General features: G+C 70.2%; 20 protein-coding genes. 5 read left to right on the top strand and 15 right to left on the bottom strand.

Annotation, left to right across the window (positions count from 1 at the left end; all coding sequences use genetic code 11):
* Nucleotides 1-209: 209 nt before the first annotated feature.
* Nucleotides 210-425 (top strand): hypothetical protein, encoded by a 216-nt coding sequence (locus tag ATL45_RS14665; protein WP_121505344.1) that lies wholly within the window; start codon nucleotides 210-212, stop codon nucleotides 423-425.
* Nucleotides 426-596: 171 nt separating this feature from the next.
* Nucleotides 597-1,286 (top strand): DedA family protein, encoded by a 690-nt coding sequence (locus ATL45_RS14660; protein WP_246025348.1) that lies wholly within the window; start codon nucleotides 597-599, stop codon nucleotides 1,284-1,286.
* 61 nt (nucleotides 1,287-1,347) lie between these two features.
* On the opposite strand, the gene ATL45_RS14655 is transcribed toward ATL45_RS14660, so the two are convergent.
* From ATL45_RS14655 to ATL45_RS14605, 11 genes are all read right to left on the bottom strand, one after another.
* Nucleotides 1,348-2,028, bottom strand: coding sequence for a DUF899 domain-containing protein (locus ATL45_RS14655; protein ID WP_093159102.1), 681 nt, complete (start codon nucleotides 2,026-2,028; stop codon nucleotides 1,348-1,350).
* 81 nt (nucleotides 2,029-2,109) lie between these two features.
* Entirely contained in the window at nucleotides 2,110-2,793 is a 684-nt protein-coding gene (locus ATL45_RS14650; protein ID WP_093159272.1) for a TrmH family RNA methyltransferase, read from the bottom strand.
* Between the two features lie 107 nt (nucleotides 2,794-2,900).
* A complete protein-coding gene (gene pyrE, locus ATL45_RS14645; RefSeq protein WP_093159099.1) occupies nucleotides 2,901-3,449 on the bottom strand; it encodes an orotate phosphoribosyltransferase in 549 nt (182 codons plus the stop codon).
* Between the two features lie 118 nt (nucleotides 3,450-3,567).
* Nucleotides 3,568-4,341, bottom strand: a complete 774-nt coding sequence (locus ATL45_RS14640) for an SDR family NAD(P)-dependent oxidoreductase (RefSeq protein ID WP_093159097.1) — start codon at nucleotides 4,339-4,341, stop codon at nucleotides 3,568-3,570.
* A 104-nt stretch (nucleotides 4,342-4,445) separates the two neighbouring features.
* Complete coding sequence (locus tag ATL45_RS14635; RefSeq protein ID WP_143121773.1) at nucleotides 4,446-5,150, bottom strand: TtfA family protein; 705 nt, start codon at nucleotides 5,148-5,150, stop codon at nucleotides 4,446-4,448.
* A gap of 131 nt (nucleotides 5,151-5,281) precedes the next feature.
* Entirely contained in the window at nucleotides 5,282-6,055 is a 774-nt protein-coding gene (locus tag ATL45_RS14630) for a S1 family peptidase (RefSeq protein ID WP_093159092.1), read from the bottom strand.
* 17 nt (nucleotides 6,056-6,072) lie between these two features.
* Entirely contained in the window at nucleotides 6,073-7,002 is a 930-nt protein-coding gene (locus ATL45_RS14625) for an ABC-2 membrane transporter-related protein (protein WP_093159089.1), read from the bottom strand.
* Between the two features lie 93 nt (nucleotides 7,003-7,095).
* The gene (locus ATL45_RS14620; RefSeq protein ID WP_093159087.1) at nucleotides 7,096-7,899 is read right to left on the bottom strand and encodes an ABC-2 membrane transporter-related protein; all 804 of its coding nucleotides are present in this window, start codon (nucleotides 7,897-7,899) and stop codon (nucleotides 7,096-7,098) included.
* 139 nt (nucleotides 7,900-8,038) lie between these two features.
* Nucleotides 8,039-8,911: an ABC transporter ATP-binding protein gene (locus ATL45_RS14615; protein ID WP_093159084.1), complete on the bottom strand. Its 873-nt coding sequence runs from the start codon at nucleotides 8,909-8,911 to the stop codon at nucleotides 8,039-8,041.
* Entirely contained in the window at nucleotides 8,908-9,300 is a 393-nt protein-coding gene (locus tag ATL45_RS14610; protein ID WP_093159082.1) for a GntR family transcriptional regulator, read from the bottom strand. The genes ATL45_RS14615 and ATL45_RS14610 overlap by 4 nt, the downstream gene beginning before the upstream one ends.
* Before the next feature lie 148 nt (nucleotides 9,301-9,448).
* Nucleotides 9,449-10,036 carry a TetR/AcrR family transcriptional regulator gene (locus ATL45_RS14605; RefSeq protein ID WP_256258590.1) on the bottom strand — a complete coding sequence of 196 codons (588 nt, stop codon included), beginning with the start codon at nucleotides 10,034-10,036 and terminating at the stop codon, nucleotides 9,449-9,451.
* Nucleotides 10,037-10,274: 238 nt separating this feature from the next.
* Here ATL45_RS14605 and ATL45_RS14600 point away from each other — a divergent pair, with 238 nt between their 5' ends.
* Nucleotides 10,275-11,483 (top strand): MFS transporter, encoded by a 1,209-nt coding sequence (locus ATL45_RS14600; RefSeq protein ID WP_093159077.1) that lies wholly within the window; start codon nucleotides 10,275-10,277, stop codon nucleotides 11,481-11,483.
* A gap of 73 nt (nucleotides 11,484-11,556) precedes the next feature.
* A complete protein-coding gene (locus ATL45_RS14595) occupies nucleotides 11,557-12,528 on the top strand; it encodes a zinc-binding dehydrogenase (protein ID WP_093159075.1) in 972 nt (323 codons plus the stop codon).
* A 52-nt stretch (nucleotides 12,529-12,580) separates the two neighbouring features.
* On the opposite strand, the gene clpB is transcribed toward ATL45_RS14595, so the two are convergent.
* Nucleotides 12,581-15,169: an ATP-dependent chaperone ClpB gene (gene clpB, locus ATL45_RS14590; RefSeq protein WP_093159072.1), complete on the bottom strand. Its 2,589-nt coding sequence runs from the start codon at nucleotides 15,167-15,169 to the stop codon at nucleotides 12,581-12,583.
* Between the two features lie 201 nt (nucleotides 15,170-15,370).
* Between clpB and ATL45_RS14585 the strand changes: the two genes are divergently transcribed.
* Nucleotides 15,371-16,945 (top strand): alanine/glycine:cation symporter family protein, encoded by a 1,575-nt coding sequence (locus tag ATL45_RS14585; protein ID WP_093159069.1) that lies wholly within the window; start codon nucleotides 15,371-15,373, stop codon nucleotides 16,943-16,945.
* Between the two features lie 225 nt (nucleotides 16,946-17,170).
* Here ATL45_RS14585 and ATL45_RS14580 read toward each other — a convergent pair whose 3' ends face one another.
* From ATL45_RS14580 to ATL45_RS14570, 3 genes are all read right to left on the bottom strand, one after another.
* The gene (locus ATL45_RS14580; protein ID WP_093159066.1) at nucleotides 17,171-18,001 is read right to left on the bottom strand and encodes a YceI family protein; all 831 of its coding nucleotides are present in this window, start codon (nucleotides 17,999-18,001) and stop codon (nucleotides 17,171-17,173) included.
* A gap of 263 nt (nucleotides 18,002-18,264) precedes the next feature.
* Nucleotides 18,265-20,826 (bottom strand): MFS transporter, encoded by a 2,562-nt coding sequence (locus ATL45_RS14575; protein WP_093159063.1) that lies wholly within the window; start codon nucleotides 20,824-20,826, stop codon nucleotides 18,265-18,267.
* Nucleotides 20,823-21,317: a MarR family winged helix-turn-helix transcriptional regulator gene (locus ATL45_RS14570; protein WP_093159061.1), complete on the bottom strand. Its 495-nt coding sequence runs from the start codon at nucleotides 21,315-21,317 to the stop codon at nucleotides 20,823-20,825. Before ATL45_RS14570 ends, ATL45_RS14575 begins: the two co-directional genes overlap by 4 nt.
* Nucleotides 21,318-21,340: the final 23 nt, after the last annotated feature.

The following is a 21,340-nucleotide window of genomic DNA, read 5'->3' as shown; positions in this document are numbered from 1 at the left end:
CCGACACGCCGGAGAGGTGTGCAATTTCAATGGAAATTCGACCTCCGATTTCAATGGAACTTGCCGGACCACCGGGGTGTCGGGTGCCCGACACACCGGTGGTGCGTCCGGATTGGTGCAATTTCAATTGAAATCGGACGTCCGATTTCAATTGAAATTGCGGACCTCGGGTCCGGAGACCTGGTCGGCCGAGTGGTTAGGCTCGGGGCGTGACTTCTCCTGATCCTCAGCACCTGCTGTCCGCGGCGCTGCGCGCTCAGGCCGGGGGAAGCCCCGGGATGGGCCCGGCGCCGCAGGCCCCGGTTCCGACCCCGCCGCGGCCGAAGCGGCTGCCGGTGGTCGGCGTGCTGGTGTTCGCCGTGGTCCTCGGGCTGGTCACCGGCGTTCTCATGGCCGGTGTGACAGTCGCCGTCCGGTATTTCTGATGAGCCCGTCCGGGCGGATCTGACGCCCGGCGGACCACCTCGGCTCGTCGCAGTACGTGCTCGCGCTCCGGCCTCGCCGTTCCACCGGGTGATCGGCCGAAAGTGGTGCGTGCACGGCGGGTAACTCGCCCGCGGATCGGGCTCCAGGGCCTCGCGGTACCGTTGGCGACCGTGACGACCGAACTGCCCGCGATTGTCAACGCCGCCGCGAACACCACCGCGCTGGCCCTGCTGCCGGACTGGCTCAACCCAGAGAACATCGTCCAGGCGCTCGGCCCGTTCGCCCTGATCGGCGTGTGCCTGATCATCTTCGCCGAGTGCGGCCTGCTCATCGGCTTCTTCCTGCCGGGTGACTCCCTGCTGTTCGTCACCGGCCTGTTCGTCGCGGCCGGTGCGATCGACACCCCGATCTGGCTGGTCTGCGCGTTGCTGACGCTGTGCGCCTTCGTGGGCAACGTGACCGGGTACTGGATCGGCCGCAAGGTCGGGCCCGCCATGTTCAACAAGCCGGACTCGAAGCTGTTCAAGCGCGAGCACGTGGACAAGACCCACGAGTTCTTCGAGAAGTACGGCGCGCGGGCGATCATCCTGGCCCGGTTCGTGCCGATCGTGCGCACGTTCATCACCGCGGTCGCGGGCATCGCGCAGATGGACCAGAAGAAGTTCTTCAGCTTCTCCGCGATCGGCGGCGTCGCCTGGATCGTGAGCATGACGCTGCTCGGCTACTTCCTCGGCAACATCCCGTGGATCCGGGACAACCTCGAAGCGATGGCCATCCTGATCGTCGTCATCTCGGTCATCCCGATCGTCATCGAGTACTTGAAGGGCCGCCGCGAGAAGGCCCGCAAGGCCGCGAGCTGACCAAGTCGCCACCGTCGCGCGGATCCGATTCCGATCGGGTCCGCGCGACTGCTTTCCGGGCCTACTCGCCGTAGCGCGCGGCGGTGGTCTCGGAGGACGGCCACCGGCCGTAGGTGGGCCCCTGCGGCCAGCCTTCGGGCGAGTCCTGCCACTCCTCCTGCCGCCCGTAGGGCAGCAGGTCGATCAGCGCGAACGTGTGGCTGAGCTGCTCGGTGCCGCGGCCACTGCTGTGCCAGGTGCGGTAGACCGTCTCGCCGTCGCGCAGGAACACGTTGATGGCGAACGCCCCGCCGGGCGGTGCGCCGACGTCCTCGCCGAACCGGCTGTTCGCGGTGGAGTACCAGGTCATCCGGTTTCCGACCCGCCGCTTGTAGGCGAGCGCCTCGTCGATCGGCCCCTGGGTGACGATGACGAACCGGGCGTCGTAGTCGGCCAGGAACTCCAGCCTGGTGAACTGCGAGGTGAACATGGTGCAGCCCCCGCACTGCCACTCCTGGCCCGGGAACCACATGTGGTGGTAGACGATCAGCTGCGACTTGCCGTCGAAGACGTCCACCAGCCGGACCGGCCCTTCCTCGCCCTCGAGGGTGTAGTCGGGCATCTCGACCATCGGCAGGCGGCGGCGCTGCGCGGCGATCGCGTCGAGCTCGCGGGTCGCGGCCTTCTCCCTGGCGCGCAGCTCGTCGAGCTGCCGCTGCCAGGTCTCGGCGTCGACGACGGGCGGAAGTGCGTTGGCGGACATGGCAGGCCCCTCACTGGTCACGGCGAATTCGCGATTCACCGGGGTAGACCAGCCAGGGCCTGCGAACTCATCGCCGGTCGATCACCAGGCCGCAGCGGGATCCGCGTGCTGCTGGATCCAGGTGTGCATCACCACGCCCGCCGCCACGCCCGCGTTGATCGACCGCGTGGAGCCGTACTGCGCGATGGAGACCACCAGGTCGGCGTCCAGCCGCGACTCCTCGCGCAGGCCCGGGCCCTCCTGGCCGAAGAGCAGCACGCAGCGGCGCGGCAGGGCCGTGCGCTCGATCGGCACCGCGCCCGCCGTGTTGTCCACCGCCACCACCGCGAGGTCGTGCTCGGCCGCGTACGCGCGCAGCGAGGCAAGCTCCGGGTGGTGGTGGACGTGCTGGTAGCGGTCGGTCACCATCGCGCCGCGCCGGTTCCACCGCCGCCGGCCCACGATGTGCACGGCCTTCGCGGCGAAGGCGTTGGCGGTGCGCACCACGGTGCCGATGTTGTGGTCGTGCTGGAAGTTCTCGATGGCCACGTGGAAGTCGTGCCGCCGCAGGTCCAGGTCGGCGACGATCGCCTCGCGCCGCCAGTAGCGGTAGTGGTCGACCACGTTGCGCCGGTCGCCGTGCTCCAGCAGCTCGGGGTCGTACCGCTCATCGGTCGGCCAAGGCCCCTCCCAGGGCCCGACACCGACCGTGGCGCCCCACTCGGTAGGCCCGATGTCAGTCCCGCCTCCCCGCGATTCGCAGTGGTGGTCGCGTTCGGGAGCGATCTCTCGTTTCGCGGTTTCTTGTGGCTCGGCTGCGTCACGGTCCCCTGAGGTGCGGTTGCGCAGGCTGGGGTTGGCCCCCGGGCCGGGCTGGGTTGGCCCCGGGCCGCTCACGCCAGACCTAGGTCGGCGAGGCCGAGCAGCGAGCGGTACGGGAGGCCCGCGGCCTCGATCTTCTCGCGGGCGCCGGTGTCCCGGTCGACGACGGTCGCCACGCCGACGATCTCGGCGTTCGCCTCGCGCAGGGCCTCGACGGCGGTCAGCACGCTGCCGCCGGTGGTGGAGGTGTCCTCGACCGCGAGCACCCGGCGGCCGGTGATGTCCGGGCCCTCGATGCGCCGCTGCATGCCGTGCGCCTTGGCGTCCTTGCGCACCACGAAGGCGTCCAGGGGCGCGCCCTCGGCGTGCATCATGGCGGTCGCGACGGGGTCGGCGCCGAGCGTGAGCCCGCCGACGGCGACGTAGTCCCAGTCCGCGGTGAGCTGGCGCAGCAACCGGCCGATCAGCGGTGCCGCCCGGTGGTGCAGCGTCGCGCGCCGGAGATCGACGTAGTAATCGGCTTCCTTGCCCGAGGACAACGTCACCTTGCCGTGCACGACGGCGATGTCCTGGACCAGGCGGGCGAGTTCGGAGCGCTGCTGTTCATCCACTGTGACCACGAGTTTTCAGCATACGGCCCGGTGCTCGCCGCGTGCCGCTCCGGGGGTCGTGCCGGTTCCGGAGCGCGATTTCAATGGAAATCGGACGTCCGATTTCAATTGAAATCGCGGCTGGTGGTCAGGTGCGGCCCGGGACGGTGCGGGCGACGATCATCCGCTGGAGCTTCTGCGGCACCAGGCGGCCGATGGCGACCAACGCCTTGTACTGCGCGCCCGGCACCGAGACGTCCTTGCCGCTGCGGAGGTCGGCCAGCGCCTCGTGCACCACCTGGTCGGCCTGCAGCCAGAACGCCTTGGGCAGCCGGCCCATCTCCAGCCCGGCGCGCTGGTGGAACTCGGTCTGGGTGAAGCCGGGGCACAGCGCCATGACCCGCACGCCGGTGCCGGTCAGCGAGACCGACAGGCCCTGCGAGAAGGCGGTCACGTACGCCTTGGTCGCGCCGTAGGTCGAGCCGGCCACCGGGAAGAACCCCGCCACGCTCGACACGTTGACCACGTCGCCGCGACCGCGCTCGCACATGCCCGGCACCGCGGCGTGCGTCAGCGCGAGCACCGCGCCCGCGTTGACGTCCAGCTGCCGCTGCAGCTCGGCGGTCGAGGTCTCCGCGAAGCTGCCCGCCGTGCCGAACCCGGCGTTGTTGACCAGCACGTCCACCGGCCGCTCGGCGTCGGCGAGGCGCTGCTCGACCTTCGCGCGCTGGTCGGCGTCGGCCAGGTCCGCCGGGAGCACCTCCGCGCGCACCCCGTGCCGGGCCTGCAGCCGGTCGGCGAGTTCGGCGAGCCGATCGGCGTCGCGGGCGACCAGGACCATGTCGTGGCCTTCGGCGGCGAGTCGGCGGGCGAAGGCGCGCCCGATCCCCGCGGTGGCTCCGGTGACGAGTGCGGTAGGCATGCGCCCGAATTTACCGTGCGACCCGCGCCGTCCTCCGTGAGCGGTTTGGGGTGCCAGGGCACCCCGAAACGCTCACGGCCCATCACCTGCCGAAACAGCAGCGGTCAGCGCGTGGAGTGCTCCGTGGAGGTGGACTCCGCTTCCACGGCGGTTTCCCGCTCGTTCGGGTCGGTGTCGAAGGGGTCGACCAGGTCGGCGAGGTCGCCGAGGTCGCGGAGCAGGCGCTCCAGGCGGGCCGGGTCGGCGTGGCCCGGCTCCAGCGCGGCCAGCACCCAGTCGTCCTCCAGCCACACCACGGTGACGTCGGAGCCGATCTCCTCGGTGGCGTCGACCAGGTCCGGGGTCACCAGCGGCCGGGCCGCGGCCACCTCGGTGACGAACGCGTAGCGGGAGCCGACCGGGCCGAGCAGGTCCAGCTCGGAGTCCTGGGGCACCGGCACGTCGGGCAGCCACAGCTCGATCGTGGCGGGGGCCGACCGGCGGCAGCGGATGCCCGCCAGCACGGTCGCCGTCCGGCCGTTGACGGTCAGGTCCATCACGTAGACCTGGCGGCGGCCGTCGGCGGTGAAGGTCGATCCGGCGACCACGTCGGTGGCCGTCGGGCTGCCGTACTGGGCGAGCGCGCCGCGCTCCCAGCGGGTCGGCAGGACTTGGTCGGCCTCGGCGAACTGCCAACCGCGCAGCGCGGCCCAGCGCCGCCGCTCCCGGTTGTTCGAGACGCGCTGCGACCGGTCAGCGACCAGCAGCGCCACGCCCGCGCCGATGGCGAGGACGGCGACGACGAACCAGAGCCACGCAGGTATGCCCACACTGCGCAGGGTAGTCCGATCACCGCCGAAGACGAAGATCACCTGGAGATCCACCGTCGAACCACCCCATCGGCCGAAGCTGACCTGCGAAAACGCCCGGCCGCCCCCGGGTCGGCCGGGCGTTGCGCAGCTCAGGATCCGATCTGCTGCCCGATCCAGTCCCGGACCGCGACCGGGTCGGCGAAGATGTCGGGCTCGTCACCGCAGACCTGCTCCGGCTCGGCGCCGCCGAACCGGCTGGTGATGCCGATCTGCTCCCAGCGCCCGACCGAATTGCGGATCAGCGCCGGGCCACCCGAGTCGCCGCTGCACACCGATGCGCCGCCGATCGCGCGCACGCAGGTGTCGACGCTGCCGTCGGTCTTGTGGCACTCCGAGTCGGCGCCCACTTCCGAGTCGAACTGCTTCAGCAGGCGCGGGTAGACCGGTGTCTCGCCGCAGTCGAACTCGCTGCACTCGCGGCCCCAACCGATGGCCCGGACGTCCTTGCCGGGCGGTTGCGCGGACTCCGCGATCGCCACGGTGGGCAGGTCGACGGGCCGGTCCAGCTTCAGCAGCGCGAAGTCGTACTGCGCCAGGAACTCCTTGCGGTGGTCCGGGTGCACGATCTTCTCCGCGATCCTCCGCTCCTCACCACCGGAGGTGCGGTCCGGACTCCCGATGCGGGTGGTCAGCTGCCCCGCTTCGAAGGAGTCGACGCAGTGCGCGGCGGTCAGCAGCCACTCCTCGTCGATCAGCGTCGCCCCGCAGTGGAACCGGGGTTCGCCCGGGATCTGCAACGACGCCATGAACGGGTAGGCCTCGTCGGCGGGGCCACCACCGACGACGGCGCCCGCGGTCCCGGCGGTCGAAGCCCCGACCAGCGCCGCGCCGAAGGCGGCGACCAGCAACGTGCGAATTCGCATTCCTCTTCCTCTCTCCATCAGAGCGTTTTGCGGCGCAGCAGCCAGTACGCCAGCGCGATGCAGCCGGCGGTCAGCCACAGGTAGATCCCGGTCTCGATGAGCTGGAACGTCCAGAACCGGTCGGCCGGCTGGAACGACATGTACTCGGTGAACCCGGCCTGGTTCAGCTGCTCGATGTCCTTGGAGCCGAAACCGCCGGAGAGATCCATCCCGGCCTGCCGGGATGCCTCCCAGATGTCGTAGCTGCTCCCGGCCGCGTCGCGGAAGTAGAAGTCGACGACCCACCCCTTCCGGGCCTCGGCGGTGTACGCGTCGGCCGGGATGCTCAGCGGTGCCTGGTAAGCGGCCCGGATCCAGATCACGATCGGCAGGAACACCGCGAGGAACCCGCCGAGCGCGAGCGCCATGCTCACCAGCAGCTTCCGGGTCAGCGCACCGGCCGCGATCCCCAGCGCGAAGCCGAACAAGCACATCGCGGGGAAGACCGGCATCGCCTGGTTGAACGCGTCGAACCAGCCCCAGTCCGGCACGGCCGGGACGAACAGCCACATGTACGCACCCGAGAAGGCGGTGCTCAGCAGCACGATCACGGCGCCGAGCAGGAACACCTTGCTCTTGAGCCAGTGGCCGCGGGTGATCCCCTGCGTCCAGGTGTAGCGGAACGTCCGCTGCTCGGTCTCGCGCGAGAGCATCGGCGCGCCCAGGAAGACCCCGAGCAGTGCGGGCAGCAGCGGCAGCAGGGTCTGTTCGAGATCGCGCAGCCGCATGAGCGACGACTGCCACTCGCCGCAGTCGAAACGCAGTCCGACGCAGTCGGACAACGCCGACGGTGCCAGCGAACCCCGCGTTCCGCTGCCGATCAGCAAGAACCACGCGGCGAGGCCGAGGAACACCGCGGCGGTGGACAGGACGGCAACCCGGTGTTGCCGCCAGGTCAACCAGATCATGCGAAACTCCTTGTCAGAGTTCTCCGGGCAGCATCCGTCGGGACGCGATTTCCGCGCCCTGGTAAGGGTTTTCGATTGCGCCCGGAACGGGGTTCAGCTGAGTTTGCGGCTCAGCCACCAGAAGGTCAGCGCCAGCAGGGCTGCGGTCAGCGCCAGGTAGCAACCGGCTTCGACGAACTGGAACGTCCAGAACCGGTCGGCCGGGTGGTAGCTGATCTCCGTCAGGTCACCGCGGACGCTGCTGCCGAGGTAGTAGGAACCGGCGAGCTCCGGCGAGCTACCGCCGAGGGTCGGCTGGGACACGACCAGGGGCGTGCTGTAGTTCGGCCGCAGCACCGCGGCGAACAGGATGAACACCGCGCCTGCCGCGACCAGCGTGACGGCCATCGCGGGCACGATCCGCTCGACCAGCGCACCGATCGCCATCCCCAGGGCGAAGGTGAACAGGCAGGTCGCCGGGAACACCAGGATCGACTGGTTGAACAGCTGGAACCAGCCCCGCTCCGGGGCCATCGGCGCGAACCAGGACATGTGCACGGCCGAGAGCAGCGCGCTGAGCACCAGGACCGCACCGCCGACCAGGATCACCTTGCCGCGCAACCAGCGCCCCCTGGACACCCCCTGCGTCCAGGCGTAGCGGAAGGTGTGGTGCTCGAGCTCCCGGGAGATCAGCGGAGCACCGGCGAACATGCCGACCAGCAGCGGCAGCGGCTGCAGGTACGTGCTCATGTCCTCGCCGAACTTGACCAGCCGCGAGAACCCGGACGCCGCGGTGTAGACGGTGCGGGCATCGGCGTCGAGCGCCCCGGAGAACCCGTAGATCGCGGCCACGCCGAGGAAGACGGCGGCGAACCCGGCCAGTCCCAGGCGGTGCTGCCGCCAAGCCAGCCAGGTCATGCGCTGTCCCGCCTCTCCGCGATTTTCAGTGGTGGTTGCGTTCGGGAGTGATCTTGCGTTGTGGGGGTTTCTTGTGGCTGGGTTGCATCACGGTCCCCTGAGGTGCGGTTGTGCAGGGCTGGGGTTGACACAGGGGGTGTCATGCAGCAACCTCCCGCAACCGCGTCGGAGCCGCCGCGGTCAGGTAGTGCATGACCAGCGTTTCCAGGTCGACGTGCAGGACGTCCCACGGCGAACCCGGTGCCGGTCGGTCGCCGCGCACCAGCAGCGAGACCCGGTCCCCGCGGTCCTCGCGGTGCACGACCCCGGCGACGTCGGCCGCCGCGGCCGCCGGGCCGACCAGCAGGTGGTGCTGTTCCAGCAGATCGTCGATGTCGTCGGCGAGCTTGACCTGACCGCGGTCGAGCACGATCAGGTAGTCGCAGAGCCGCTCCAGCTCGGAGACGACGTGCGAGGAGAGCACGACCGTGCAGCCGGAATCCGCCTTCGCCTCCATCAGGACGCTCATCAGCTCCCGTCGGGCCAGCGGGTCGAGGCTGGCCACCGGCTCGTCGAGGATCAGCAGCTCGGGTTCCTTCGCCAGCGCCACCGCGAGCGCGACCTGCGCGCGCTGGCCGCCGGAGAGCGCGCCGATCCGGCTGTCCAGCGGGATGTTCAGCTCGGCGAGCCGGTCGAACGCGATCCTGTCGTCCCAGCGCGCGTTGAGCTTGCGGCCGGTCTTGACCATCTCGCGCACCGTGAAGTTCCGGTACATCGTGTGCTCCTGGTCGATGTAGGCGACCCGGTGCAGCACGGTGTTCGCGCGCACCTCACGGCCCAGCACCTCCAGCGTCCCCTCGGTCGGCGCCAGCAGGCCGACCGCGAGGTTCATCAGCGTCGACTTGCCCGCGCCGTTCGGGCCGACCAGGCCGACCACCCGTCCCGCCGGGACCTCGATGTCGCAGCCGCGCAGCGCCCACTTCTTCCGGTAGCGCTTGCCCAGTCCGCTGGTTCGTATCGCTATCTCGTTCAAGTCCGTTCCTCCAGGCGAAATTCGGCCAGCACCGTCGCGACGAGCGCCGCGATCCCGTCGGCGTCCATGCCCGCGCGGTGCGCTTCGGCCAACCACGACTCCAGACCGGCGCGCAGCTCGGCCTGCTTCTCCGCGGGCAGCCCGGTCAGACCCCGCTCGATGAACGTGCCCTGTCCCGGACGGCCCTTGGCCAATCCCTTGTGCTCCAACTCGCGATAGGCCTTCAGCACCGTGTTCGGGTTGATGACCAGGTTCTTCGCGAGCTCCTTGACGGTGGGCAGCCGGTCCCCGACCTGCAGCTGCCCGAGCCGGAGGGCGTGCTCGACCTGATGCACGAGCTGCCGGTACGGCGGCACGCCCGATCCCGTGTCGACCCGGAACTCGATCAAGCACTCGCTCCCATCTCTATTAACCTATGACCATAGGATAACCATACGACGATCTTTGTCGACCGCAACCGGCAGAACAGTCCCTGAACAGCACGAACGCCCCGGCGAGGGCCGGGGCGTCCGGATGGATCGAGCTAGGACAACGGCACTACTGAACCGGCTGGTTGTCGCAGAGCGCCTGCCACTCCGCCCGGTCCGGCGGCGGACCGGGGAGCTCCGGCCCGCCCGGGCGCAGGCCTTCGAGGACCAGGCCGAGGTAGCGGGAGCGCAGCTCGGCGCGGCGCTGCTCGGTGGCGGGCAGGCGCGGGTTGAGGTGCTTGAGCAGCAGGAGGATGTCGGGCCACTCGACGTCCTGGCGCAGCTCGCCGGCCCGCTGGGCGGCCGAGACGAGGTCCTCGATCGCCTTCGGCACGCGCCGCTGGAGGGCGCGGAACTCGTCCGAGTAGACGTGCTGCGGGTCCATCGGCGGCAGCACCGTGCCGATGCCCGATCCCTCCCGCAGGCACCGCCGCATGAACCGGACCAGCGCCGCCCACGGGTCGGACTCCTCGGCGCGGGCCTGCTCGGCTTCGGCGAGCAGCAGCCGGAAACCGGCGATGCGCACCTGCTCCACGAGCTCGTGCTTGCTCGGGTAGCGGCGGTAGACGCTGGCGACACCGACGCCGGCGCGCTTGGCGACCTCGGCCATCGGCGCGGCGAAGCCCTGCTCGGCGAACACCTCGCGAGCCGCCCTGATGACCCGACTGTCCGCCTCTCCGGGATTTTCAGTGGTGGTTGCGTTTGGAGTTGTTCTCGCGTTTTGCGGTTTCTTGTGGCTGGGCTGCATCACGGTCCCCTGAGGTGCGGTTGAGGAGGACTCGACACCAGGGGTGTCGTGGGCCACAGGATACCTGCGGAGCGGAATGATCCGTTCCGCTGCGGGGTTGGCAGGTGCGGAATCATCCGTTCCGGTCATCCGAGGATGGGAAGCAACCATGACCACCACGGAACTCGTCCGCCCGCGGTCGCGCAGCGGCGGCTTGTCCCGGTCCGCTTCGTTCTGGTTCGTCGGCGCGCTCTACGCCCTGTTCCTGATGGCGTCCACGGCGCCGTCCCCGATGTACTCGATCTACCAGCAGCGCTGGGGTTTCACCACCACGGTGCTCACCGAGGTGTTCGCCGTCTACGCGGTGGCGATCCTGGCCGCGCTGCTGCTGTTCGGCTCGCTGTCCGACCACATCGGGCGACGCCCGGTGCTGCTGGTCTCGCTCGTGCTCGAGATCGTCTCGATGCTGCTGCTCGCCTTCGCGCCCGCCGTCGGCTGGCTGTACGCGGGCCGGGCGCTGCAAGGCCTGGCCACCGGTGTGGCGACCAGTGCGATCAGCGGCTCGCTGCTGGACTTCCAGCGCCCGGGTTCCAACCACGGCTCGCTGCTCAACGGCGTGGCCGCGGCGTTCGGCATGGCGCTGGGTTCGCTGCTCGCCGGTGCGCTCGTGCAGTACGTGCCCGGCCCGACGCTGACCAGCTACCTGCTGCTCGTGGTCGGCCTCGCGGTGGCGATCCCCGGCGTGCTGGCGATGCCCGAACCGGTCGCCCAGCGCAACAAGCTGCGCGAGGTGCTGCGTCCGCAGCGGCCGGCCGTCCCGGCGGGCAAGGGCCTCGCGTTCGCGCTCATGGCCACCACGCTGCTGGCGTCCTGGATCGTCGGCGGGATGTTCATGTCCCTCGGCCCGTCGGTGGCCAAGGACCTGGTCGAGGGCAGCCCGTACCTGATCGGCGGCGCGGCGGTCGCGGCGCTGGCCGGGTTCGGCGGGCTCTCGCAGCTGGTCCTGTCCGGCGTGGACTCCCGTCGCGCGGTGCGGATCGGCGGACCGGTGATGGTCCTCGGCCTGGCCGGCGTGGCGACCTCGACCGTCGAGCACCAGCCGGTCGTGTTCTTCACCGCCGCAGCGGTCCTGGGCACCGGCTGGGGCGTGATGTTCATGGGCGGCATGCGCATGCTGACCGGCCTCGCCTCGCCCGAGCACCGCGCGGGCACCTCGGCGCTGATCTACGTGGTGGCCTACCTGTCGGCCAGCGTGCCCAGCGTGGTGCTGGGCGTGGTGAGCACGTTCTTCGGCCTCACTGCGGCAACGGTCGTCTTCGCCTCGGCGGCGGCGCTGTTCGCCGCGCTCGCGGTGGTGTCCACCTACCTGCACCGCTGATCGCTTGACTTCGACATAACTTGAAGTTGGAGGCTCTGTTCGTCCGCGTCGGCGGGCGGAGGGAGCGAACGACATGCGAGTGGTCGAGGTGATCCGCTTCGGCGGGCCCGAGGTGCTGGTGCCCGGTTCGGCGCCGGATCCGGTGGCCGGTCCGGGACAGGTCGTGGTGGACGTGGCGGTGGCGAGCTTGACGTTCGTCGAGACCCAGATCCGGCGCGGCGTCGACGAGTGGCACGAGCGGCCGCAACTGCCCTACGTGCCGGGCGGGCTGGTCGCCGGGCAGGTCAGCTCGGTCGGCGAGGGCGTGGAGCGGGAGTGGCTGGGCCGGCGCGTCCTGGCCGAGCTCGGGGACACCGGGGGCTTCGCCGAGAAGGCGCTCGCCGAGGCCGGCGAGCTGTTCCCGGTGCCGGACGGACTGGGCCTGCCCGAAGCCGCCGCGCTCTTCAGCGACGGCAGCACCGCGCAGGGGCTGGTGGAGAAGGCCGCGATCGCGCCGGGCGACCAGGTGCTGGTCGAAGCCGCGGCCGGTGGCGTGGGCAGCCTGCTGGTGCAGCTAGCCCGCGAGGCGGGAGCGCGGGTCATCGGCGCGGCACGCGGAGCCCGGAAGCTCGACGTGCTCCGGGAGCTGGGCGCCGACGCGGTGGTCGACTACTCAGCGCCGGACTGGACCGAGCAGGTCCTCGAAGCGACCGGCGGCAAGGGGCCCGATGTCGTGTTCGACGGTGTCGGCGGTCAGATCGGGCGCGCCGCGTTCAGCGTGACGGCGCGCGGTGGGCGCTTCTCCGTGCACGGCGCGTCCAGCGGCTCGGCCACCGAGATCTCCCCGGAGGAAGCACGTCAGCAGGGCGTCGAGGTGCTCGGCATCGAGCAGCTCTTCGACTTCGGCCCTCACCAGCGGCGGTGGGCGGAGAAGATGATGGCCAAGGCGGCAGCAGGCACCATCCGCCCGCTGATCGGGCAGACGTTCCCGCTGGAGCACGCCGCCGAAGCGCACGCGGCCGTCGAAAACCGCACCACGGTCGGCAAAACCCTGATCCTCACCTGATCCGGTGTGAGGTGGAGGGCACCTCCGGGCGAAGGTGCCCTCCACCGCGACCTCAGCTCTCGGCTGCGGTGACGGTCAGTCCCTGGCTGTCGTCGGTGGTGTCGACCTTGATCTTGTCGCCCTCGCGGATCTCGCCCGCCAGCAGCTTGCGCGCCAGCTGGTCGCCGATGGCCGACTGGACCAGGCGGCGCAGCGGGCGCGCGCCGTAGACCGGGTCGAACCCGTTGAGCGCCAGCCAGTCCCGCGCCGCGGGCTGGACGTCGAGGGTGAGGCGGCGCTGCGCCAAGCGGCGGCCCAGGTGATCCACCTGGATGTCCACGATGGACGTCAGCTCGTCGGTGGACAGCGAGTGGAACACCACCACGTCGTCCAGCCGGTTCAGGAACTCCGGCTTGAAGTGCTTGCGCACCACCGACATGACCGCGTCGTCGCGCTCCCGCTCGGACAGGTTCGGGTCGGCGATCGCCTGCGAACCGAGGTTCGAGGTCAGCACCAGGATCGTGTTGCGGAAGTCCACCGTGCGGCCCTGGCCGTCGGTGAGCCGACCGTCGTCGAGGACCTGCAGCAGCACGTCGAAGACGTCCGGGTGCGCCTTCTCCACCTCGTCGAACAGCACCACCGAGTAGGGCCTGCGGCGCACCGACTCGGTCAGCTGCCCGCCCTGGTCGTAGCCCACGTAACCGGGCGGCGCGCCGACCAGCCGGGCCACCGAGTGCTTCTCGGCGTACTCGCTCATGTCGATGCGGACCATCGCCCGCTCGTCGTCGAACAGGAACCCGGCCAGCGCCTTGGCCAGCTCGGTCTTGCCGACGCCGGTCGGCCCCAGGAACAGGAACGAGCCGGTGGGCCGGTCCGGGTCGGCGACCCCGGCGCGCGTGCGGCGCACCGCGTCGGACACCGCTCGCACCGCTTCGGCCTGGCCCACCACGTGGGCGCCGAGGGCCTCCTCCATGCGCAGCAGCTTCGCCGTCTCGCCCTCCAGCAGCCGACCGGCCGGGATGCCGGTCCAGGAGCTCACCACGTCGGCGACGTCGTCGGCGATGACCTCCTCCTGCAGCATCGCCTTGCGCTCGGACTGCGCGGCGGTGGCCGCGTCGAGCTCCTTCTCCAGCTGCGGGATCCGGCCGTAGCGCAGCTCGGCGGCCTTGCCCAGGTCGCCGTCGCGCTCGGCGCGCTCCGACTCGCCGCGCAGCTGCTCCAGCTGCGTCTTCAGGTCGCGGACCTTGTCGATGGACTCCTTCTCCTGCTGCCAGCGCGCGGTCAGCCCGGACAGCTTCTCGCGGCGGTCGGCCAGCTCGGCGCGCAGCGCGGCCAGCCGCTCCAGGGAGGCGGGATCGTCCTCCTTGGACAGCGCCATCTCCTCGATCTCCAGCCGCCGCACGGCGCGCTCGACCTCGTCGATCTCCACCGGTCGCGAGTCGATCTCCATGCGCAGCCGGGAAGCGGCCTCGTCGACCAGGTCGATCGCCTTGTCCGGCAGGAAGCGCGCGGTGATGTAGCGGTCGGACAGGGTGGCGGCGGCGACCAGCGCGCCGTCGGTGATCCGCACGCCGTGGTGCACCTCGTAGCGCTCCTTGAGCCCGCGCAGGATCGCCACGGTGTCCTCCGGGCTCGGCTCGCCGACCAGCACCTGCTGGAACCGGCGCTCCAGCGCGGCATCCGTCTCGATGTGCTTGCGGTACTCGTCGAGCGTGGTCGCGCCGACCATGCGCAGCTCACCGCGCGCCAGCATCGGCTTGATCATGTTCCCGGCGTCCATCGCGCCCTCGCCGCTGGCCCCGGCGCCGACGATGGTGTGCAGCTCGTCGATGAAGGTGATGATCTGCCCGGCGGAGTCGGTGATCTCCTTGAGCACCGCCTTGAGCCGCTCCTCGAACTCGCCGCGGTACTTCGCCCCGGCCACCATCGAGCCGAGGTCCAGCGCCACCACGCGCTTGCCGCGCAGCGACTCCGGCACGTCACCGGCGATGATGCGCTGGGCCAGGCCCTCCACGATCGCGGTCTTGCCGACGCCGGGCTCGCCGATGAGCACCGGGTTGTTCTTGGTGCGGCGGGAGAGCACCTGCACGACGCGGCGGATCTCGGTGTCGCGACCGATCACCGGGTCCAGGTCGCCCTTGCGCGCGCGGTCGGTGAGGTCCTGGCCGTACTTCTCCAGGGCCTTGTAGGTGCCTTCGGGATCCGGGCTGGTCACCCGGGCCGAGCCGCGCACGTTGCCGAAGGCGTCGGTCAGCGCCTCGGGCGTGGCGCCGTGCTTCTTCAGCAGGTCGGCGACGCGGCCGCCCTCGGCGGCCAGCCCGACCAGCAGGTGCTCGGTCGAGACGTACTCGTCGCCCATCTCGGTAGCCATCCGCTGGGCGTGGGTGAGCGCCCGGACCGCGTCGCGGGACAGCTGCGGTGCGGAGACCGTGCTCCCGCTGGCCGCCGGGAGTGCGTTGATCAGCTGCTCCAGCTCGCGGCGCACCGCGGTGGGATCGGCGCCGACGGCGGTCAGCAGCGGTGCGGTCAGCCCGTCGCCCTGGGCGAGCAGCGCGCCGAGCAGGTGGGCCGGGCTGACGTCCGGGTTGCCGGCCACGGTCGCGGCCTGCACCGCCGAGGAGATCGCCTGCTGGGTCTTGGTCGTCGGGTTGAACGCGTCCATTCCTCACCTCGTCGCCGGTGGCTCCTGCCTGGTCCATCCTGCCCTGCCCCAGGCTCATCTACCACTGTCAACGTGAGAAAAGTTGAGCGGGTTCCACTCAACCTCGGGAACATGGCGCACGTCACAACCTGGTTGCACTTTGCGGCAAACCCCCCTTTAGGGACTTGTCCGGGACATTTCACCCGATTTAGCTAACGCGCCATGACCACTACGACAGCGCCGGACGGTCAACTCGTCCTGGCTGCCGAAGAGGGCGGCGCGCTCTCAGGCATAGAGAACGCGATCAACACGGTCTTCAACCCGATCTCCGAAGGCTTCTCCGGCATCGTCTTCGGCGAGCTCACCGTCTTCGGGGTGACCTTCCCGTGGATCGTGGCCTGGCTGGTGATCGCCGCCGCGGTGTTCACCCTCGTGTTCGGGTTCGTGCAGATCCGCTCCTTCAAGCTGGCCATCGACCTGGTCCGCGGCAAGTACAGCGAGAAGGACGCGCCCGGCGAGATCACCCACTTCCAGGCGCTCGCCTCGGCCGTTTCCGGCACCGTCGGCCTCGGCAACATCGCCGGTGTCGGCGTGGCGGTGACGGTCGGTGGCGCCGGCGCGACGTTCTGGATGATCGTCTGCGGCCTGCTCGGCATGGCCACCAAGTTCGTCGAATGCACCCTGGGCGTGCGCTACCGCGAGATCGCCGAGGACGGCACCGTCTCCGGCGGCCCGATGCACTACCTGCGCAAGGGCATCGCCGAGCGCTTCCCGAACGCGTTCGGCGTGACCCTGGGCAAGGTGCTGGCCGTGCTCGCCGCGGTCATGATCCTGTTCTTCGCCATCGCGGGCGGGAACATGTTCCAGGCCAACCAGACCTTCGCGCAGTTGCGCAACGTCACCGGCGGCGACGACGGGCTGCTCGGCTCCGACGGCGCGGCGCTGATCTTCGGCATCCTGCTGGCGGTGCTGATCGGCGCGGTGATCATCGGCGGCATCAAGTCCATCGGCGCGGTCACCAGCCGCCTGGTGCCGACTATGGGCGTGATCTACGTGGTCGCCTGCCTCATCGTCATCGCCGTCAACTACGACACGGTGCCCAGCGCCATCGGCGAGATCATCTCCGGCGCGTTCACCCCGGAAGCCGGGTTCGGCGGGCTGATCGGCGTGCTGATCATCGGTTTCCAGCGCGCCGCGTTCTCCAACGAGGCGGGCCTGGGCTCGGCCCCGATCGCGCACTCGGCGGTGAAGACCAGGGACCCGGCCACCGAGGGCATCGTCGCGCTGCTGGAGCCGTTCATCGACACCGTCATCGTCTGCACCATGACGGCGCTGACCATCGTCATCGCCAAGACCCAGTTCTGGACCGACGCGCAGCAGACCGTGCTCAACGGCGGCGAGACCCCGGACGGCGTCACGGTGACCTCGGAGTCCTTCGCCACCGTGCTGCCGTGGTTCCCGTACGTGCTGACCGTCGCGGTCGCCCTCTTCGCGATCTCCACGATCATCACCTGGGGCTACTACGGCCAGCGGGCGTGGCTGTACCTGTTCGGCAAGAGCAAGACCCAGGAGCGCGTCTACAACGTGGTCTTCTGCGCGTTCACCGTGGTCGGCTCGGTGCTGACCCTGGGCAGCGTGCTCGACTTCGCCGACGCGGTCCTGTTCGCGCTGGCGCTGTTCAACATCACGGGCCTGTACCTGCTGATCCCGGTGGTGAAGAAGGAGCTGGCCAGCTTCAAGACCAAGCTCCGCAACGGCGAGGTCCCGCGGGCCGAAGCGGCCGAGGAGAGGGTCTGACCGGCCTGAAGCACTTCCGCTGACGGCGCGGAAACCCCCCGGAGCCTCCGGCGTGTCATTCCCCGACACGCCGGAGGCTCCGCGATTTCAATGGAAATCAGACGTCCGATTTCCATTGAAATCGCGCAAAACCCGACGCACGACCGGTGTGTCGGACACCCGACACACCGACACCGTGCGCAACTTCCATTGAAATCGGATACCTGATTTCAATGGAAGTTGCGGCTACTCGCGGACGGCCTGGACGTCGATCTCGACCTTCAGGGTGGTGCCGATGGCCGCGATCCCCGTTTGCAGCGCCTGGTTGAAGTTCATCGCGAAGTCCTCGCGGCGGAGCTGGGTGGTCGCCGTCGCCGAGGCGCGGGTGCCGCCCCACGGGTCCGGGCCCACTCCCGCGAAGCGGGTGTCCAGCCGCACCGGGCGGGTCAGCCCGCACAGCGTCAGCTCGCCGTCCAGGTCCCAGCGGTCGCCGCCGCGCGGGCGCAGCGCCGTGGAGCGGAAGGCGATCTCCGGGTGGCGTTCGACGTCCAGGAAGTCCGCGGTGCGCAGGTGGTCGTCGCGCATCCCGTTGCCGGTGTCGACGCTGGCCGCGGCGATCGTCGCCTCCACAGTGGACGATTCGACCGGGTTGCCGATGCGGATCTCGCCCGCGAACTCGTTGAACCGGCCGCGGATGCTGCTGATCCCCAGGTGCCGGGCGGTGATCTGGATCGACGAGTGCACCGGGTCGATCCGCCACAGCCCCGGCGCGGGCAGGTCCGCGCCGCCCGCGCGGCGCAGCTCCACCTCGCCGAGGGTGGCGGCGGTCCCGTCGTGCACCAGCGTGGTGCGGGCGACCGGTTCGTGCCCCACCGCCGTGACGATCGCGGTGTAGGCGCCGGAGGACAGCCCGGCGGCGACCACCGAGCCCTGCGCGTCGCCCTGCACGCGGGCGACCTGGGTGCCGGTGCCGTCGATGACGGTCAGCACCGCCTCCGGGACCGGCCAGCCGTCACCGCCGCGGACGGTCGCGGTGACCGCCCCGGCGCCACCGGCCTGCTGTTGGCCGAGATCCATCGAGAACATCTCCTCAAGGGTTTCAGAATGCGGCGAAGCCGCATGCGGTGTGGGACTCAGCTTGCACCGCCGCGGGTTCTCAGAGGTCGCCTGGCGAGGACAGCCCGTTCGCCGTGTATCGGACATACATAAGAACGGGATCCCGCAGCCAGGCGGCCTCTGAGGTTCCGCCACCCGCACCGCCACGCAAAACGAGCCTGGAATTACCTTTAAGAGCGGGAAGATCGGGCGGTGGTGGGGCGGGCGGCCCCACCACCGTTCGCTCAGTCGGTTTCCGGGTAGCCGAGCTCGACGTCGTGCGTGCTCGCCTCGCCCGCGAGCCGCAGCGAGCTGGCGACCGGCGGATAACCGGTGGCGATCACCGTGTACTCGCCGTCGGGCAGGTCGGTGAAGGTGTAGTTGCCGTCGACGTCGGTGGTCGCCGCGCCGACGACCGCACCGCCGGAGTTCAGCAGCGTCACCCGCGCGTCCGGCACCGCGACGCCGAGGCTCGCCGACCGGACGACGCCGGTCAGCTGCGCGCCGCTCTGCAGCACCACGTCCGCCGTCGTCTGCTCACCGTCGGCCACGGTCACCGAGTTGGCCACCGGCCGGTAGTTCGGCGCGGTGACGGTCAGCGCGTACGCGCCGCCCACCAGGTCGCCGAAGGCGTAGTGCCCGTCCGCGGCGGTCGCCGTGGTGGCCACGACCTCGCCCCGCACGTCGGTGAGCACCACCATCGCCCCGGCGACGCCGACGCCGCCGACGTGCACCAGGCCGACGAGGCGGCCGGCGCCGAGCAGCTGGACGTCGTGGCGCACCGGGCGGTCGCCGACCGCCACCATCGACGCGGTGGGCTGGTAGCTGCCGCCGGAGGCGATCAGCACGTAGGTGCCGCCGTGGGCGACCGACAGCTGGAACTGCCCGTCCTGGTCGGTGCGGGCCCGCTCGACCTGCCGCCCGTTGGCGTCGGTGAGGGTGAGCACCACGCCGCCGACCGGGCTGCCCGCGGAGTCCTGCACGGTGCCGTGCACGTAGAGCCCGGCACCGCCGAGTTCACCGGCCAGATGCCTGCCGTTGGTTGCGTAGCGGCGCGGCGACACCGGCTCTGACCAGGCCTCGGATCGCCTGTCCACAGAGTTGTCCACAGGCTCGGCGGTCGGTGGCACCTGCGGAGAGCCGTTGGTCGCGGCCGAGTTGTCCACAGGGCGGGTGAGGTTGTCCACAGCGTCCTCGTGCGCGGCCACCGCAACCGCCTCCCTTTCCTCGTGACTGTCGATCGTGGTCCGCAGCGGCGTCTCCCGGAGGAACAGCACCGCCACGAAGGTGACCACCGCGACGCAGGCGGAGATGAAGAAGATGTCGCCGATCGCGTCGCCGTAGGCGGCCCGGACGATGACCTGGATCGGCTCCGGCAGGCCGTCGATGTTCAGCGTGCCGCTGCCGCTGCCGCCCGCCGCCTGCGCGGCACCGGGGATCTGGGCCAGGCCCCGCACGATGTAGTCCGACACCTGGGTGGCCAGCACCGCGCCGAGCACCGAGACGCCCGCCGAACCGCCCAGGGTCCGGAAGAAGGTGACCACCGAGGTCACCGAGCCCATGTCCCGCGCGCTGGTCGCGTTCTGCACCGCCAGCACCAGGTTCTGCATCAGCATGCCGACGCCGGTGCCCATCAGGAACAGGTAGACGCCGACCAGCCACAGGTTCGTCTCGTGGTCCATGGTGCTCAGCAGCCACATCGCCGCGACCATCACGACCGACCCGGCCACCAGGAACGGCTTGATCTTGCCGGTGACCCGGGAGATCACCTGGCCGGAGAAGGTCGAGGACAGGAACATCCCGCCGACCATCGGCAGCGTCATCAGCCCGGCCTCGGTCGGCGTCATGCTGCGCGAGATCTGGAAGTACTGGCCGAGGAACACCGAGCCGCCGAACATCGCGGTGCCGACCGCGACGGTGCCGATGGTGGCCAGCGTGACCGTCGGGTTGCGGAACATCCGCAGCGGCACGATCGGCTCGCTGACCCGCGACTCGATGATCACCGCGATGATCAGCGCCAGCACACCGCCGCCGACGTAGGCCGCGGTCTCCGCCGACCACCAGTCGAACGACTTGCCCGCCAGCGAGACCCACACCAGCAGCAGGCTCACGCCGCCGACCAGGAACAGCGCGCCGAACCAGTCGATCTTGACCGGGCGCTTGATCACCGGCAGCTTCAGCGTGCGGCCGAGCACGATGAACGCGATCACCGCGATCGGCACGGTCACCCAGAAGCACCAGCGCCAGCCCAGCCAGTCGGTGTCCACGATGACGCCGCCGACCAGCGGGCCGCTGACCGTGGCCACCGCGAAGGTGGCGCCGATGTAACCGCTGTAGCGACCGCGGTCGCGCGGCGAGACCATGGCCGCGATCACGACCTGGATCAGCGCCTGCAGACCGCCCATGCCGATGCCCTGCAGGGCCCGGAAGCCGATCAGCGTCTCCATCGACTGCGCGAAGCCGCCCGCCACCGAGCCGACCGTGAAGATCACGATGGCCAGCTGGTAGAGCAGCTTCTTGCTGAACAGGTCGGAGAGCTTGCCCCAGATCGGGGTGGACGCGGTGGAGGTCAGCAGCATCGCGGTGACCACCCACGTGTACTGGCCCTGGGTGCCGTCCAGATCGGCGATGATGCGCGGCAGCGCGTTGGACACGATGGTCGAGCTGAGGATGGCGACCAGCAGCGCCAGCATCAGCCCGGACATCGCCTCCATGATCTGCCGGTGCGACATCGGCGATTCATCGGCGGACCCGTGCGCATCCCGTCGGGCCGGCGCGTCCCGCACCGTCTCCGTCGAGCTCGTCATCGAGTTCCTTCCCTGGTAGCGGGGTCCGCGTGGCAGATCCCCTCGTCGATCGTGTGGCGGCGGATGTCGTCCATGGCGTCCCCCAGCAGCCGGCCGAGCTCGCGGACCTTCGCGTCCTCCCAGCCCTCCAGCGCGTTGGCGATCCACTCCGCCTTCCTGCGTTCGAGTTCGGCCACCGCGCGCTCGCCCTCCGGGGTGGCGCGCAGCAGCGACACCCGCCGGTCGGCGGGGTCGGGCCGGCGGCTGATCAGGCCGGCCTGTTCGAGCTGGCCCACCTGCCTGCTCACCACTGAGGCGTCGACGATGCGGTGGTGGGCGAGGTCGGAGGCCCGGCATTCACCGCGGAACACGAGCTCGGCGAGCAATCCGGCCGCGGCGTAGGGAACCTCCTGATCGCCGAAGTACCCCCGTTGCAGAGCTACCTGCTTGAGCCCCATCAACGCCCGCAGCGGGCGGAGCAGTTCACCGCAGGTCTCGAGTGTCGGTCCCATGCGAACCCAATCCTTTAGTTGCT

This window comes from Saccharopolyspora antimicrobica, from assembly GCF_003635025.1.
GTDB lineage: Bacteria > Actinomycetota > Actinomycetes > Mycobacteriales > Pseudonocardiaceae > Saccharopolyspora > Saccharopolyspora antimicrobica.
The sequence above is the reverse complement of the archived record's forward strand: the minus strand, read 5'-3'. Positions and strand labels throughout refer to the sequence as shown.